Origin of the sequence: Chryseolinea sp. T2 (assembly GCF_037203685.1) — a bacterium.
In the GTDB taxonomy this organism is placed as follows: domain Bacteria; phylum Bacteroidota; class Bacteroidia; order Cytophagales; family Cyclobacteriaceae; genus Chryseolinea.
In genome coordinates this window covers 1,170,547-1,185,119 of the sequence record NZ_JBBCAU010000002.1, presented here as the reverse complement: position 1 = coordinate 1,185,119, position 14,573 = coordinate 1,170,547, and the positions used below count along the sequence as shown (strand labels likewise).

Annotated in this window: 13 protein-coding genes; 5 read left to right on the top strand and 8 right to left on the bottom strand. The window is 45.8% G+C overall.

Features of this window, described 5'->3' with window-relative positions; translation table 11 throughout:
- Positions 1-3: 3 nt before the first annotated feature.
- The 5 genes from WBG78_RS09690 to WBG78_RS09670 all read right to left on the bottom strand — a co-directional run bounded on the left by WBG78_RS09690 (position 4) and on the right by WBG78_RS09670 (position 7,375).
- Positions 4-2,403 (bottom strand): ABC transporter permease, encoded by a 2,400-nt coding sequence (locus WBG78_RS09690; protein WP_337326207.1) that lies wholly within the window; start codon positions 2,401-2,403, stop codon positions 4-6.
- Positions 2,404-2,422: 19 nt separating this feature from the next.
- Entirely contained in the window at positions 2,423-3,523 is a 1,101-nt protein-coding gene (locus tag WBG78_RS09685; protein WP_337326206.1) for an amidohydrolase family protein, read from the bottom strand.
- Positions 3,524-3,627: 104 nt separating this feature from the next.
- The gene (locus WBG78_RS09680; RefSeq protein ID WP_337326205.1) at positions 3,628-4,722 is read right to left on the bottom strand and encodes an FAD:protein FMN transferase; all 1,095 of its coding nucleotides are present in this window, start codon (positions 4,720-4,722) and stop codon (positions 3,628-3,630) included.
- Complete coding sequence (locus tag WBG78_RS09675) at positions 4,707-5,993, bottom strand: twin-arginine translocation signal domain-containing protein (protein ID WP_337326204.1); 1,287 nt, start codon at positions 5,991-5,993, stop codon at positions 4,707-4,709. Before WBG78_RS09675 ends, WBG78_RS09680 begins: the two co-directional genes overlap by 16 nt.
- Positions 5,994-6,163: 170 nt before the next feature.
- Positions 6,164-7,375, bottom strand: a complete 1,212-nt coding sequence (locus WBG78_RS09670; protein ID WP_337326203.1) for a Gfo/Idh/MocA family protein — start codon at positions 7,373-7,375, stop codon at positions 6,164-6,166.
- A gap of 244 nt (positions 7,376-7,619) precedes the next feature.
- Here WBG78_RS09670 and WBG78_RS09665 point away from each other — a divergent pair, with 244 nt between their 5' ends.
- Together WBG78_RS09665 and WBG78_RS09660 are read left to right on the top strand one after the other, a co-directional pair.
- Positions 7,620-8,975: a hypothetical protein gene (locus WBG78_RS09665; protein WP_337326202.1), complete on the top strand. Its 1,356-nt coding sequence runs from the start codon at positions 7,620-7,622 to the stop codon at positions 8,973-8,975.
- A gap of 69 nt (positions 8,976-9,044) precedes the next feature.
- A complete protein-coding gene (locus WBG78_RS09660) occupies positions 9,045-10,313 on the top strand; it encodes a dipeptidase (protein ID WP_337326201.1) in 1,269 nt (422 codons plus the stop codon).
- A gap of 4 nt (positions 10,314-10,317) precedes the next feature.
- On the opposite strand, the gene WBG78_RS09655 is transcribed toward WBG78_RS09660, so the two are convergent.
- Positions 10,318-11,712, bottom strand: coding sequence for a carbohydrate porin (locus WBG78_RS09655; RefSeq protein ID WP_337326200.1), 1,395 nt, complete (start codon positions 11,710-11,712; stop codon positions 10,318-10,320).
- Between the two features lie 208 nt (positions 11,713-11,920).
- Here WBG78_RS09655 and WBG78_RS09650 point away from each other — a divergent pair, with 208 nt between their 5' ends.
- The 3 genes from WBG78_RS09650 to WBG78_RS09640 all read left to right on the top strand — a co-directional run bounded on the left by WBG78_RS09650 (position 11,921) and on the right by WBG78_RS09640 (position 13,498).
- Positions 11,921-12,760 (top strand): sigma-70 family RNA polymerase sigma factor, encoded by an 840-nt coding sequence (locus WBG78_RS09650; protein ID WP_337326199.1) that lies wholly within the window; start codon positions 11,921-11,923, stop codon positions 12,758-12,760.
- 61 nt (positions 12,761-12,821) lie between these two features.
- Positions 12,822-13,034, top strand: a complete 213-nt coding sequence (locus tag WBG78_RS09645; protein WP_337326198.1) for a hypothetical protein — start codon at positions 12,822-12,824, stop codon at positions 13,032-13,034.
- An 80-nt stretch (positions 13,035-13,114) separates the two neighbouring features.
- Complete coding sequence (locus WBG78_RS09640) at positions 13,115-13,498, top strand: nuclear transport factor 2 family protein (protein WP_337326197.1); 384 nt, start codon at positions 13,115-13,117, stop codon at positions 13,496-13,498.
- Positions 13,499-13,732: 234 nt separating this feature from the next.
- On the opposite strand, the gene WBG78_RS09635 is transcribed toward WBG78_RS09640, so the two are convergent.
- Both WBG78_RS09635 and WBG78_RS09630 read right to left on the bottom strand, forming a co-directional pair.
- Positions 13,733-14,236: an SRPBCC family protein gene (locus tag WBG78_RS09635; RefSeq protein WP_337326196.1), complete on the bottom strand. Its 504-nt coding sequence runs from the start codon at positions 14,234-14,236 to the stop codon at positions 13,733-13,735.
- Positions 14,233-14,559 carry an ArsR/SmtB family transcription factor gene (locus WBG78_RS09630; protein WP_337326195.1) on the bottom strand — a complete coding sequence of 109 codons (327 nt, stop codon included), beginning with the start codon at positions 14,557-14,559 and terminating at the stop codon, positions 14,233-14,235. Before WBG78_RS09630 ends, WBG78_RS09635 begins: the two co-directional genes overlap by 4 nt.
- Positions 14,560-14,573 lie beyond the last annotated feature (14 nt).

The following is a 14,573-nucleotide window of genomic DNA, read 5'->3' as shown; positions in this document are numbered from 1 at the left end:
GCGTTAAGAATTAATATGCCTGATGGGACTAACGTTAGAAGCCTTAATAAGTTGAAAGCATATGACACTAAAGGCGATAGCAAACTCAATACTGAATCCGAGCAGGAACACCTCTGGTTTAATTAATGTTTGATATGCAAAACCTTCCAGCCAGCTCTTTATAAACAGATACGAAAGGGGCATCGCAATCAAATTCGCCACCAACAATAGCAAAGCAAAGTCCTTAGAAAGAAGGAAGAATATATCTGCTGTTTCTGAACCCAAAACCTTACGTATACTTATTTCCTTAGCGCGCTGTTCAGCTGTAAACGTAACTAGCCCAAAAAGACCCAGGCAACAGACAAATATTGCCAGAATACTAAACAGCGTGGCTACCTTTCCCAAGCGCTGATCGGATTTGAATAACGAATCAAGTTTTTGATCTAAGAAGAAATATTCAAAGGGACTATCCTTTGAAAAAGCTTTCCATCGTGTACTGATGTCTTCGACTGTACGCGCCAGGTTCTCCGGAAGTATGCGAACAGAAATAAAATTACCTCCTTCATCCAGGGTTACACCGAGCGGCCTAACGTTGGCATGTAATGATTCAAAATTGAAATCCTTCATTACACCCAGAACTTCAAATTTGTCTTCCATACCAGGAAATACTAAGATTTTGCCCACGGGATCCTTCAAACCCAGTTGCGCAACAGCAGTTTCATTCAATAAAATCCCTTCTGTATCAGATTCGACGTCTCTGGAGAAATTCCGGCCTGCTATGATATCTATCTTGAAAGTCTCAGCAAAATCGTAGTCTGCATAAAGCCAAAAAAGCACGACATCTTCCTCTGAATTCTTTTCCCGCATAGCACGGTTGTTCGCAGGCGTACCTGTGCCTGGAACAGATAATGAATTACACACTTTAACAACTTCAGGTAGCGACAATAGGTCCTGTTTAAAAGCCTGAGTCCTGTCACTGAACTTATCTACGTTATTTGAAATAACCAGAACATTCTCTTTATCAAATCCCAGATTCTTATCTCTCAAAAATTGCAACTGCTGATAAACAAATAAAGTAGAAATGATCAAACACATCGCAACAATCAATTGAAAGACCACGAGCGCATTCCTTAAACGGTTCTCATTTCTTCCATGCCGGGCTCCCCCCTTCAACACGTTAACAGGCTTCAGTGACGAGAAATAAAATGCAGGATAACTTCCCGAGATCACTCCCACCACGAGTGGCAGGATTATTATTCCCAAGGCAAGCCACGTATTATCGAAAAGATTAAAAGCTAATGTTCTTCCAACGATGTCATTGAAAATTGGAAGAAATAACCTGACCAGGACAACGGATAAAAGAGTTGCAAAAAAACTCAGAACTACTGATTCTATCAGGAACTGATTAACCAAAAGTCTTTTCGCGGAACCCAGCACTTTACGAACACCAATTTCTTTTGCCCTGCTTGCTGAATAGGCCGTGGAGAAGATCATATAATTCACGCAGGCAATTAAGAGGATAAAGAGAGCGACAACCGACAGTATATAGACATATAAGCCATTCGCGTTAGGCTCCAACTCCTGGGAAAGTTTGGATTTAAGATGTATGTATATCAAAGGTTGCAGGAAGAATTCCCACACTCTTTGGCTTCTGATCCTTTCATCAGTGTAACCGAGATATTGTTTAAGAACAGGAGAAACATACTTATCAACAAACTTACTCAGCTTACCATCTACTGCAGAAGCAGAAGCATTCTCCCTTAATAAAAAATATGTATAGTAATCATTTATGCCCCACGTGTTGCTGTTTAAACGTGATGGATCGGTAGAAAGTGATACTAACAGATCGAAATGAAAATGAGAACTGGATGGGACATTTTTAATTACGCCAGTAACCTTTGCAGATCCATTGTTTATCGTCATCAATTTGCCCAATGCCTTTTCTTTACCAAAATACTTTTGGGAGGCTTCCTCTGTGAGTACGATAGAAGAAGGTTCTATCAGAGCATTGCCAATATTCCCCTCGACAAATTCGAACGTAAAAATTTTAAAGAAACCAGAATCCGCTAAAAAAATCGTTTCATTAAAGGCTTTATCGTCATACCTGACGACCAAATCTTCGCTGATGGGAAAAATTCTTGTACTTGCTTCTACTTCGGGGATTTCACTGGAAAGGGCATTAGCCAGAGGGCCGGGCGACGTAGCGGCGATGATTTCTTTACCCGATAACCTGGTAATGGTTGCTACCCTATAAATTCTATCCCGATTCTCATGAAACTTGTCGTAGTCCAGTTCGTGATGGATATATAAAGCAATTATCACAAACCCGGCGATTCCAACGGCCAGTCCCAATAAATTTATAACACTATAAAACTTATATTTTATAATGTTTCTGGTGGCAATATCAATGAGGTGCTTTATCATCGTTGCTTTCGTCGGCCATTTAATCCTTCCGGTAGGTTGCCATAATGCGCCGGGCATTTCCATTGTACACTTTCCGCAACGTACGGTCCGACAGATTCAATCCGTGCAAAGGCCAGTGGTGCGAGAAATAGTTGTGGTAATAGAAATGTTCGTCATTGGTTTCCAGGATGCGAAAGGTGATCTGATACATCTCCCCTCTTACGCCCATGTCCGTCCCATATAAGATACGATTTGAATACTTCTCGATAAAATCATGCACAAACCGCGGAATAGCGGCAAATTCGCTATAGCGCGCAGAGACGTCTGCATAAAGGTTTGGATAGGCATCAAACATCCTGCCCAATGTATTTAAGTCAGAGTTGGTATTGGCCAGATGGCACGCGATAAATGTTGTGTTGGGATTATCCTTCACTACATTGTCGAGCGTTTTAATCAGCTGATTGTGGTTCAGGATGCCGGACTTGGTCATATCCACCTTCCAGTCATCCGCATTCATTAGTCCATCGTTGATAGAATCTCCCGGCAGATAGTTCCACGTATCTTCCGCAACGTGAATGTTTACCGGCATCTTTAGCTGCGCGCATTTTTCAAATAAGGGTTTCATTCGCGGATCATCAACATGCATGCCCCAACCCGGAGTAGGTGCTGAATAAAACTCACCCAGTCCTTTATCGCCAAGTTCGCCGACGCCCCGTGCTCCTGCCTTCCAGCATCTCTCCAGCTCTGCAACGGCGTGCTGCTGCCATCCGGCAGTTTGATATCCTGTATAATCGAAACCACACCATAGCTCGAAACGATCTTTGTATCTCGCATATCTGGCCACAACCGAATCGAAGCCAGCGCCAGTTTTATAGGATAAAATGATAGTGCGTTCAATTCCCGCGGCGTCCATTGTCTTTACCCATTCGTCGACACCCTGGTCGGTATCCGGATAGTCATGGGAATGAACATCTATGACCGGATATTTTGCTTTGACCACATGGGATTTCGGGATGTTAAAAGTGGAGACCGGCCGATAATCCTTCAGCCTGATGTCGGATGCATTCTGACCGAATGCGGAAACGGCAATGAACTCAACAATCAGAACAACCGATAAAACATAGATGCACCTGTATATCATGCGTTAGAACATTTTCGATCCCCAAATGTTACTTGCTATTCGAATGTTACCTGCTATGAATGCTGCCAACTATACATGCCTATGCATGCAAACTGAACGATCCACTAATCTTTCGCACTTGTTGCTGTTTCAGCATCTATAAACATTTTGTAAAACCCGGTTGTGGCAGTGTCGGCGACAGCTCCGCTCTGCGTGCGAAAGATAAAGTGTGCCTGCAAATCTTTGTGTTTTTCCAAGAATGAAAAAGCATCCTTCAAGCCCATACCCATCAAGGCATTGTCATAACCATCCGCCGTAATTGCATCGTTCGCGAATACGGTAACACTGATCAGTTCATTGTTCAAGGGATAACCCGTTTTAGGGTTGATCAAGTGAGAAATAATCCTGCCGTCGCTTTCGTAGTATCTCCGATAATTACCAGAGGTTGTCACTGCACCGTTTTTTATCTCCACTACCCTTTTAATAACCGTCTCATCGAAATCACCGGCCGGTGCTTCGATTCCAATTTTGAATGAAGTATTGCCTGGTTGTTTCAATCCCCTTGACCGGATCTCGCCTCCTACTTCTACCAGATAATTTCGAATTCCGTGTTGTTCCAGTATTGAAGAAATCACATCAACAGTATACCCTTGCGCTATACCATTCAAATCAATCTTCACACAGGGCAGCTTCTTGATCAGCCAATCGCCAGCCATCTCAATTTTTTCCGCACCCACACAAGGCAGTATGCTGCGGATGGCAGACGAATCCGGTACGCCCTTCGATCTCTTTGGACCAAAACCCCAGGCCTCCACCAGAGGATAAACAGTTACATCGGATATACCTTTTGTCTCGCGGTAGATGACAGCTGACTTTTCCAAAACCTTCCTGAGATGCGTATCCATTTTAATCTTTTCCGAAGCATCATTGAAACGGCTGATGACCGAGTAAGGCTTGTAAACAGAAAGTGAGCTGTCAATACGGAGAAAGATATCGTTTAAGTCTCCTGCAGTTACAACGCTGTCGGATGCATAATAGGTCACCTGATAAGTTGTTCCCTGTGCGAGCCCTTTAAACTGAAAAGGCAATAGCACCTGATCGCCTCTTCGTGTCGCGCCACAAGACAACAACAGAAACAATAAGAAGAAGGAGAAACATTTTCCTGTTCCCTGCACCATAGTGGAATATTGTATCGCTGATCTTTTTATGCTTTGAGCCATTTATCAAACCAATCGAAAGCATCCTTCTGCATTTCCTTATCGAACTTGTGAGGGCCCGGATAGAACGAGCATTTATAGTGATCAGACGCTCCCGCTTTCTGATAAACCTCACCCAGAATCCTATCCGCACGTTTCATTTCGTCCAGGGTATACAGCTCATCCTCTGAATCATTCATCACGAAGGTTGGCAGCGGTACACGCAATCCCAGAATCTCGGGGAAGTCGATTTCGTTCGGCAACAATGGTACGTATGTCATCCAGGTATGGTTAGGCGCTCTGTTCAGAACAAAATCTTTCCAGGTTGTCATGAAGCCGACACAAACGGCACATTTTATTCTATCGTCTTGTCCTGCCATGAACACCGTTCGCATACCTCCACCGGACAGACCGCCGCACCCAATGCTTCCGGCATCCACATCGGGACGATTGCAAAGAACGTCGAGTGCTATCTTGTCTTCAGCGAAAAACACTCCGGGCCAGGTCGTTCCCGCGCTGAACAATGATTTCGACATGGTATGCTCATGATCGTATGCCCAGTCGTTGTACGCCTTTACATGCTCGACGCTCTCGGGGTCATCGTCGCTCAAACCATTCCTTAAATACGAAGGGGCGACGTCCTTTAACAATACTCTTCTGCTGGCAAAAGGAAATGCGTCGGAAACGAGGACAACATAACCGCGTCTGGCCACCTCGTTGGCCCACGCCAGGTTGCCATAGGCGCGTTCCTGATGTTCTGCTATAACCGGGTGCAGCTGATCGGAGGTCCGCGTGATTTTTCGTGTTCCGAAATACTTCAATCCGCCATGATCATGAAACGCGAGGATGCCGGGTAGCTTGCCTTTGGTACTCAGAGGCTTTAGCAATATAGCATCCGTTGCTGGTCCGTAGGGCAACTGCCAGCTGAGTTCTTCTATATGAAGATTATCATAAACGTATTGTTTTCTCACGGTCACTTTGGGCACGCCACCGAGGTTCGGAGCAGCCAGCCGTTCCGTTAGCCTCTTACGCGCCTCGGCCTTCCAGTTGTTCAGGTTATTAAATTCCTTTTTCCGAAAGGACAGCGACGGTAACTTGTTTTCATTCAGGCCTGCCGCCCATTGTCCATAGCCCCCGATAACGCTGGAACTCCCGTCATTCGGAAGCGCAGAGGCCGGCTGCGCGTAAATACCTGTACTCCCCTGATCCGTGGAGCTGGCGAATGATGTACCACTCGCGACACTAAGTCCTGTTATACCTGCCATTTTAAGGAAATCTCTTCGTTTGGTTTTCATTATCCGATAGGCTCTTCTTTGAACTGTTATTTACGTGAATCAATCTCAAGTCCTTTGATCTTTCGTCGACTCTTCATCGTCTTGAAATAAATATAAATCCGTGTTGCTATAGGTCTTGCATCCATCAATCCGTTAATAAATTCAGATGATGAGATGAATGTACGGGATAATTAAATTGAATACTCAGGCTTCCAGGTTTGAAAGGTTTCCGTGTCCATAGCCATATTTCCCATGTGAATGGCGATCGATGATTCGGCCGCGTTGAAGACGTTCGATATTGGCTTCCTGTTCTCGCGAATGCAGGCAAAAAAATCCGTCAGGGCAAATGTCGTGGGCTCTATCTCTTCAGGAGTATTCTTATACGTCAGTTCAACGGCCTTTCCCTGCGTCGTTGCCTGGATCGTAGCGCCGGCAACACCATCCACAATTCCCCGGGCGTTATCGGTCGACTCGCTGTAGATAAACGCCTTTTCCCGCTGAATCTCCACCGTAGCCTTATCTCCCAAAATGCGTATACCATAACCGTTATAAGCGTTGGACAACACGGAGGTAAATGATGCTTTTATGCCATTGGGATACTCATAAACAGTCCGGACGTTGTCGTATGTGTCCCTTCCATCCTTCCAATAGTTGATACCTCCCATCCCCGTAACTTTTAACGGGTGGCTTGCTAAGAGATAATTGACCATGTCAATTTCATGAGCGCACAATTCCGAAAGCGGCCCGCCACAATATTCGCGGTACATCCGCCAGTTAATTGTTCTTTCCAGTTTGGGATCGCTGACCGGATTTCGCCAATTCGAATTCCGGTTATACTGGCATTCGAAGTGGGTGATCTTTCCCAGCCAGTTCTTGTCGATCACTTCTTTCACTTTGTGATACAGGCCGTAGTAACGGTACTGGTATCCGACCTGAAAAACGAGGTTACTTTGCTTTACCTTTTTTACAAGGTCAAGCGTTTGCGGAATGTCATAAGCCAGGGACTTTTCCAGGTAAACGTGCTTGCCTGCATTTAATGCATCGATGGCCATTTTCGAATGCAGAAATAGCGGCGTCGCGATAATAACGGCATCAACGGCTTTATCATCGAGAAGCTTTCTATAGTCCGTGTATCCTTTTGCGTTTTTCCCCGCTTCGCTGACACCCTGTTGTAAATGCTCAGGTACGATATCGCAGCAGGCGGTCACATCTAATCCCGGCATCGCTTTCAGGAGACTCACCAGTCCGCGGCCGCGGCTCCCTGATCCTATCAAGCCGATCTTTATGTTCTTATTCTCATTCCCGGAAATGGCAAACGAAGGAACACCCGAGGCAGCCATTGCTGATGCGGCGATGGCTGAAGAGTGAAGAAATTTACGACGGGAAACGGCATGCTTTTTCATGAATGATCGTGGATTTAAATTGTAATCGTGTCGTCTGATATTTAACAAATGTAATCAGGCGAAAGTAGTTGGTATTATGATCAGACAATATCTGCGTAATTGATTCCTCACAGACTTTATTTGAATGGAGCTCACAGGACAAAAAAAACACGGATTTTCGCACTCATCAAATGGCTGTGAAACGAGATTGCAGATAAGGGATCCGGGATCTTAACAGTCGACTATTACTCAGTAATTTCAGGACATGGCAAATGAAAACACTAAACGTGCTACCAACGAGTTAACCGCCGAAAGCACGGAAACAAGCTTCTCTATTACACGTCGTGAGATGCTCGGACTGGCAGGCGTGGCTGGATTGGCAGCGCTGACTGGTTTCTCCTCCGAAGCGGCGCCGCTGCCTCAGCACAAGAAGGTTCGTATCGCTTGTGTTACAACCTATTGGGCCGCTACGCGATCACATGCAGACTGGATTATGTGCAAACTGATGGATGGCTATTGGTGGCAAGGGGCCCACACACCTTCGCGTGTAGAAGTGGTTTCGGTGTATATTCATCAGCTTGCCGAAAGCCCGCTGGGTCAGAAAGTATGCAAGGCAAAAAACATCCCGATCTTCAAGACCGTGGGCGAAGCATTAACTCTGGGCGGGAATGAACTGGCTGTGGATGGTGTCGTTATCATTGGAGAGCACGGCGAATATCCCACGAATCTTAAAGGCCAGTGGATGTTGCCACGCTGGTGGTTTTATCAGCAAATGATCAAAGTGTTTGAGCAGAGCAAACGTTCGGTCCCCGTCTTTAACGACAAGCACTTGTCCGTGAGCTGGGACGAGGCGAAGTGGATGTTCGACAAATCCCGCGAGTTGAATTTTCCTCTTACGGGTGGTTCATCGATTCCTGTCTATTTTCGGAAGCCAGAGATTGAACCCGACATCGATACACCGATTAAGAATTCCGTCGTAGTTGGTGGCGCTTCTGATGAAGGCGCTTTGTTTCATTGTGTGGATGTATTGCAGGCCTTTGTTGAGCGACGCAAGGGCGGAGAGACCGGCGTTAAGTCGGTGCAGTGCATCCGCGGACCTGAAACGTGGACGTGGACACAGCAGAATCCATGGGCGGCAAACCTGTTGGAATCAGTGCGGAAAAGCTTCGACCTGAAACCTGGACATTTTCAGGAAAACAACAGGCCAAACGTGTGTATTGTAGAATACAATGACGGTACCAAAGCGGCGGTTTACAACGGTGAGGGTGTGGGCTGGACGTATGCCGGCGAGATCGATGGCCGCAGGGATCCTACCATCATTTCGATGCTCGGTTGGCCCGGACCCTTCTCGCAGTACCACGCTTCCAATTCCCAGCCACATTGGATCACGGAGCTCATGGTGACTAAAAAGGAACCGTTTAATGCCGAGCGTTTGTTGTTGTCGACAGGAATCGTTGCCTACAACATGGATTCGAACTGGGAGAACGGCAAATATTCCGCCGTGGGGCGGCGTATAGAGACCCCGTTTATGAACATGAGTTATCGCTCTGTGCGCGGCGCTCAGTTCAGCCAGGGCGCTCGTCCACCGGATACGCCGTATATACGCGGATTTGCTGACTAGAAGCTATACTTACAAGCCAGGACAAGAAACCATGTGACATACGGCATCAGCCATTGAACCTAAACTGTAATGAAACGACGAGACGCGATAAAGAGTCTGAGCCTCTTACCGGTAACCGCTAATGTCTTACCTGTAAAAGCATGGCTATCTCAACCTGAAAGAAGTCGTCCTTTAACTCCTCAGAACAAGCCAATGCCTGCGTTGCATCGCGACGCCTTTGTCATGGATGGACACACGCACGTGATGACGCGTGAGCTACTAATGAACACGGATATCGGTCAGCGTTATTCGGATGGAAACGTCGATCTTCCGAGGGCAAAGGAAGGCGGAGTCGACGCGATGTTCTTTTCCGTCTATACGCCCGAGCATTATTATCCGGGTAGATTTGAAATCAAAAATACTTTTCGCGTAGTAGAGCTCGCGTTGGATCAGATCAGAAAGAATAATAACACAATCGAACTGGCGCTGAACGCCACGGACATTCAGCGAATTAACAAGAGTGGAAAAATCGCCGCCTTCCTGGACCTGGAAGGAGGATACGACCTGTATGGAGACTTAAATGTTTTACGGGCGTTGTACCGGCTGGGCCTGCGTTCCTTGCAGTTGACCGCACACAACACCACCAACGCCTTTATCGATGCCTGCAATGACGTGTATACCTGGGGTGGTATCAATGACCATGGAAAAGCGGTGATCAAAGAGATGAATGATCTCGGCATGGTAATCAATGTGGCCCATGCATCCAATGATGCCATTCTTCAGTCAGTCGCGGCGAGTCGCCACCCGGTGATCTACAGTCATGGCGGCTTCAACAGAATAGTAGACCATCCCCGCTGTATCACTGACGAGGCGGCTAAGGCGATTGCCGCGAAGGGAGGCGTGATCGGAGTGCACTTCGGCAGCCTCTTCAACAATCCAAAATACTGGGACTGGCAAAGATCGAGTAACCCCATCAGGACGCAGCCGGATCCTCAACCTGCCACGCCGAGGATCTTTAACTCGCAGGATACGTCGAAAACAATTGAAGAAGTAGACAAAGAACTGCTCAAGGAGGTTCCTCTTAATTTTCGTGGAACGATACCTGACGAATACTGGATGCATGTTGATCAGCTGGCAAAGGTGATCGACTACGGTGTGAAACTAGTAGGGGAAGACCACATGGCATTGGGTTCCGATCTGGATGGCGGTCCTGAACTGCCACACGAAATCAAAGACATCAGCGACTATCCTCAGATCACTATAGCTATGCAACGGCTGGGGTACAGTGATGAACGGATTAAAAAGATACTGGGACTGAACTGGCTGCGGGTGATCCGAAAGGTTACAGAGGGCAAATAGTTGTTTACCAAAGCCACCACTCCGTCTTGACGCCAAAGTAGTGTCCCCAACGTTTACTACCCGATTGTGCAAGGTATGGGGAGTAGAGATTGTCGGCCGCAAATGCATTATAACGCGCAACACTATAGACCAATCGAAAGTGGGGACGACTCCACACGTCTCGCTTGCCATTCGGAACAACTGTTGGCGCGATGCTGAATTTTATCATCTGAGCTGGATCCTGGGTGCCATCCCTTCGCGATGCAAAGTTTAACTCATGAAGCAAATGCAACCAGTTTTTTATATACCAGGTGGAACGCGCACCGACAGCAAAATCCGTCTTTCGATTGAACAAGATCCGATCGCCGTAGTCCGGCGTGGTATTAAGACTATCGCTTGCACCTCTGCTTTTTGTGAATATACTATATGCCTGTACAGAATAGTTTCCATTGATATTCCACACCGCGCTTGCTGTAAGAGCAATCGACCACGCGTTTGTGAATTTTTGCGTCGCCAGATCAGGGCCTCCATAAGTAAGAAACGTTCGACTTCCCCCACCATCCCCACCATTTGCAATTCCAGTTCCATAACGAACGCTGGCATCAAAGAAAGAACCCTTCATCGCTTTAAAAATGTTCGCCTGGTATTTCGCGCCCAGAACATACCCATCATCAGCGGGATAATTATAACTGGCAAGGGTATCGCCTGATGTCCCGTTTGCCAGGCGATGATACTCTGCCATTAATTTCAAATATCCACTCTGCGAAGGAATAGTGTGTTCAAGAATGTAAACGGAACGGTTTCTCAATCCCAGGACAGGAGTACCGTTAACGATATTATTGTAAAAATAAGGGGGCAAGCTCGAGGCCGTGTCGACTGCGGCCGGGTACATAACCGAGAACGTGGTGTTCTTGTATTCTATGCCGAATCCCTGAGAACTATGATCGTCAAAGTAGAAATGATCAATGATATGGATGTCGTCTCCACGGTAAAATCTCGCCCCAATCCAAACACTCCATGGTGAGCCCATAATGTTTCTTGCTTCTGCAAACAACTCCGGTAAAGCAGCCGTTATTCCCCCAAACGAGTTACTTGTCACATTTCCAATGATCTGGCCTTGCGTAGTATACAATGCCAAACGCGATTGGATGTTAATGCTTGTGCTGTCATTCGATGAATTGGCAGGCGCAAAATGAAGCGCAGTGGCTAACTCGAAGTAATCTGATTCCTCCATTCTTCCCCCGATCGACCCCATACCGTTAAGGTTCAGTGATCGCGGATATAGAAAATTCTCACCGCGGGCAATTCCAACCCGGCCATAACTTCCGATTGAAAAATGTTTGTTCGAGATGACCGGAGATTGTGCTACACCCGCGGCGCACAGGCACACCGAAAGAAAACTTATCATCAGAACTCTCATATATCTCAGGGTCCATTAATGAGTAAAGCTGCAAGTAAAATTACTGGTTCGTCGCAATAATGAGCCATGCAGCTATTAATTGTCGTAAGAACGCTAATCACCGGTCATAACGGTAGATGCCAACGGAGGAGCACTACCTTCAAAATCCGCGTAACCTTGTCACAATTTGTCGCGTTGATTTGTCTTTATCCATTTATCTTCAGGAAGCATGGAAGCTTTAAGCAATTATCAGAGAAGATTATTCCCGTACGCTTACAATATCCTGGGTTCGGCTGCTGAGGCAAGGGATGCCATACAGGATGTTATCGTAAAACACATTTCCTCGCCCAAAGCGAACCTGGATAATGAAACCGGCTATCTGGTGAGAAGTGTGATTAATCACTCGATTAATCTTAAGAAGAGAAGTCAGAAAATAGTTGGAGATACGACCAGGCTTCCTGAGCCGGTGGCTACTGAAGGGGCAGATGAACACATCAACAGGACGGAAGTTCTGTCTTATTCATTACTTGTGCTTTTGGAACACCTCAATCCAAAAGAAAGGGCCGTGTTTATCCTCAAAGAGGCCTTTGACTATTCCCATGAGGAAATAGCAGAGACGCTGTCTCTTTCTGTTGATAATTCCAGGAAACTATTCAGCAGAGCGAAGAACGAGTTGCGTAAAAGTCAAAACTTCACAACGTCGACGGCTCCTGACCCGCGCATATTACAGGATTACATCAGGAACATACAAAACGGTGATACTCAGGCATTGGCGACGATGCTATCGAAAGAAATAACCGTTAAGACCGATGGCGGGCATATCAAAATTGTCAGCCCGCTGGTTACTGGTAGCCAAGCCGTTACAGACCTGATGCTTTATGTGTACAACAATTATCAACGGTCACTCTCTATCCGGTTCGGAAACATCAATCATCAGCCGGCACTGTTATTTTATGATGGCGACGCACTCGTTAACTGTCAGGTTTTTGAAATAGACCCAAACGGCACCATAAAAGGCATTTTTTCCGTCGTTGACCCGGACAAACTGAAAAACCTCACAGTATTCTAAAAAAGTTGTCACGTTTTCGTTCCTCTGTTTGTCATTAAGGAAGACAATTAAAAACAGAAGAATGAAAAAACATGAACAACACAAAAGAGCCTTTATCATTTGGCTGGCAATCTATCCCCTGATTACCATTTTAATGATATCGCTTGGAGAGCACCTCGCTCCCTTCCCTCTTTACATACGTACACTAGTCACGACTCTCATAGCTGTGCCTGTCATGTTCTATGGACTGATTCCGCTACTGAATAAGGTGTTCTATGCCTGGCTGAACAACTAAACCATTATCAACGTATTATTTACAACGCTATCACTGGATCACCAGCAACAAATCAACAAATCAATAATTCACAAATACCAATGACAAACAAAATAGAACAAGCAATAACAGACTTTGTTAGAGGCGGCGACAACAGAGATGTGGCACTATTGGAAAAAGTGTTGCACAAGGACTTCCGGGTAACAAACAACGGTTTTATGGGGAAACCTGGTATAACCATCATCGACAAGGAAAAATATCTGCAGAATATCCGGGACGGAGTTTTTGGTGGCCTGCCACGAAAAATGGCCATTGAACAAATAGATGCAAGTGGGACCATTGCATTTGTAAAACTGCGCCTGGAGAGTTCAGAAAATCATTTTGTTTCCTACAATTCCCTGGCACTTGATACCGACAACGAATGGCGACTCATCAATAACCTGGCAGTGGTTGAACCGAAAGTCAATCCAATATCTCACACTTAAAACCATAGTTCTCGATGAGTATGATAATACTCAGCGCGTCTTCCATTGGTTCCCCTTCTACTCTTAGCACTCTATCGCAATCTGAAAGGTCAAAGTTCATTTTAAATGATGGAAATGCTTCAGACAAAACAGAGAGCAGCATTTTGCTTTCCGTTTTGTCTGAAACATCAGTTTTAAAGACTTCAACCATTAGGATCAGGTTGCGATTTGAGTTCAATTCCGACTTCGAATCCTTCAGGACTGTCGCACCAGTGTCGCTAACAGGTTTTCCAAATTCTTCAAAGATGCTTTGAAGCCTTCCGTAAAGCCCATTTCAATCAATCTCTCCATGCGTTCCAGCGATTCGTTATAGATCGTAATATTGACTTTTGTTATTCCGTCTTTTTCAATAAACGTGTAGTCCCAATCAGACCCTGGCAATTCCGGATTCTCATCTTTGTCGGCAAAGACGTTAAACATTTTAAAGTTCGTTTTCGGACTGATGGAGGTATATCGCTGAAGTGCCCAACGCTCCTGCCCTTCCGGACTGACCATTGCATAGAATCTTCGTCCTCCAACCTTGAAATCCTGGGCCTTTGTTTTTGCAACGAAGGGCTTAGGTGCTGTCCACTGGTCGAGGATCTCCGCTTTGGTGAAAGCATCCCATACCAGTGACAGGTCAGCATCAAATTCCCGTGTCACAAACACCTTTTTTGCAGCCTTGTCAACTGTAAATTCGAATAGCAAGTCTGTAGTCATTTTTTTTGTTTTTTAAGTGTGAGTAATACTTTATCCAATTGATTGAATTGAGTGTCAAGGATACTCTTGAACTGCGCCATCCATTTGTCAATCTCTTTCATTTTAGCGGCATTGACGTGATAATAAATCTCCCGTCCCCTTTGTTCTTGTTTCACCATTTCACACTCTGTCAGGATTTGAATATGCTTAGAAACAGCCTGCCGGCTTGTGTGAAACTCTTCTGCCATCGCGTTAGGCGTCATGGCCTGTGCGGCGAGTAAAAGCAAAATCGCCCTTCGCGTAGGATCAGCTATCGCCTGAAATACATCTCGTCTGGTTTCCATATAAACTCTTATGC

Coding starts and splice junctions, on each gene's coding strand:
- WBG78_RS09690 (WP_337326207.1), bottom strand. CDS start 2,403: ATGATAAAGCACCTCATTGATATTGCCACCAGAAACATTATAAAATAT.
- WBG78_RS09685 (WP_337326206.1), bottom strand. CDS start 3,523: ATGATATACAGGTGCATCTATGTTTTATCGGTTGTTCTGATTGTTGAG.
- WBG78_RS09680 (WP_337326205.1), bottom strand. CDS start 4,722: ATGGCTCAAAGCATAAAAAGATCAGCGATACAATATTCCACTATGGTG.
- WBG78_RS09675 (WP_337326204.1), bottom strand. CDS start 5,993: ATGAAAACCAAACGAAGAGATTTCCTTAAAATGGCAGGTATAACAGGA.
- WBG78_RS09670 (WP_337326203.1), bottom strand. CDS start 7,375: ATGAAAAAGCATGCCGTTTCCCGTCGTAAATTTCTTCACTCTTCAGCC.
- WBG78_RS09665 (WP_337326202.1), top strand. CDS start 7,620: ATGGCAAATGAAAACACTAAACGTGCTACCAACGAGTTAACCGCCGAA.
- WBG78_RS09660 (WP_337326201.1), top strand. CDS start 9,045: ATGAAACGACGAGACGCGATAAAGAGTCTGAGCCTCTTACCGGTAACC.
- WBG78_RS09655 (WP_337326200.1), bottom strand. CDS start 11,712: ATGAGAGTTCTGATGATAAGTTTTCTTTCGGTGTGCCTGTGCGCCGCG.
- WBG78_RS09650 (WP_337326199.1), top strand. CDS start 11,921: ATGGAAGCTTTAAGCAATTATCAGAGAAGATTATTCCCGTACGCTTAC.
- WBG78_RS09645 (WP_337326198.1), top strand. CDS start 12,822: ATGAAAAAACATGAACAACACAAAAGAGCCTTTATCATTTGGCTGGCA.
- WBG78_RS09640 (WP_337326197.1), top strand. CDS start 13,115: ATGACAAACAAAATAGAACAAGCAATAACAGACTTTGTTAGAGGCGGC.
- WBG78_RS09635 (WP_337326196.1), bottom strand. CDS start 14,236: ATGACTACAGACTTGCTATTCGAATTTACAGTTGACAAGGCTGCAAAA.
- WBG78_RS09630 (WP_337326195.1), bottom strand. CDS start 14,559: ATGGAAACCAGACGAGATGTATTTCAGGCGATAGCTGATCCTACGCGA.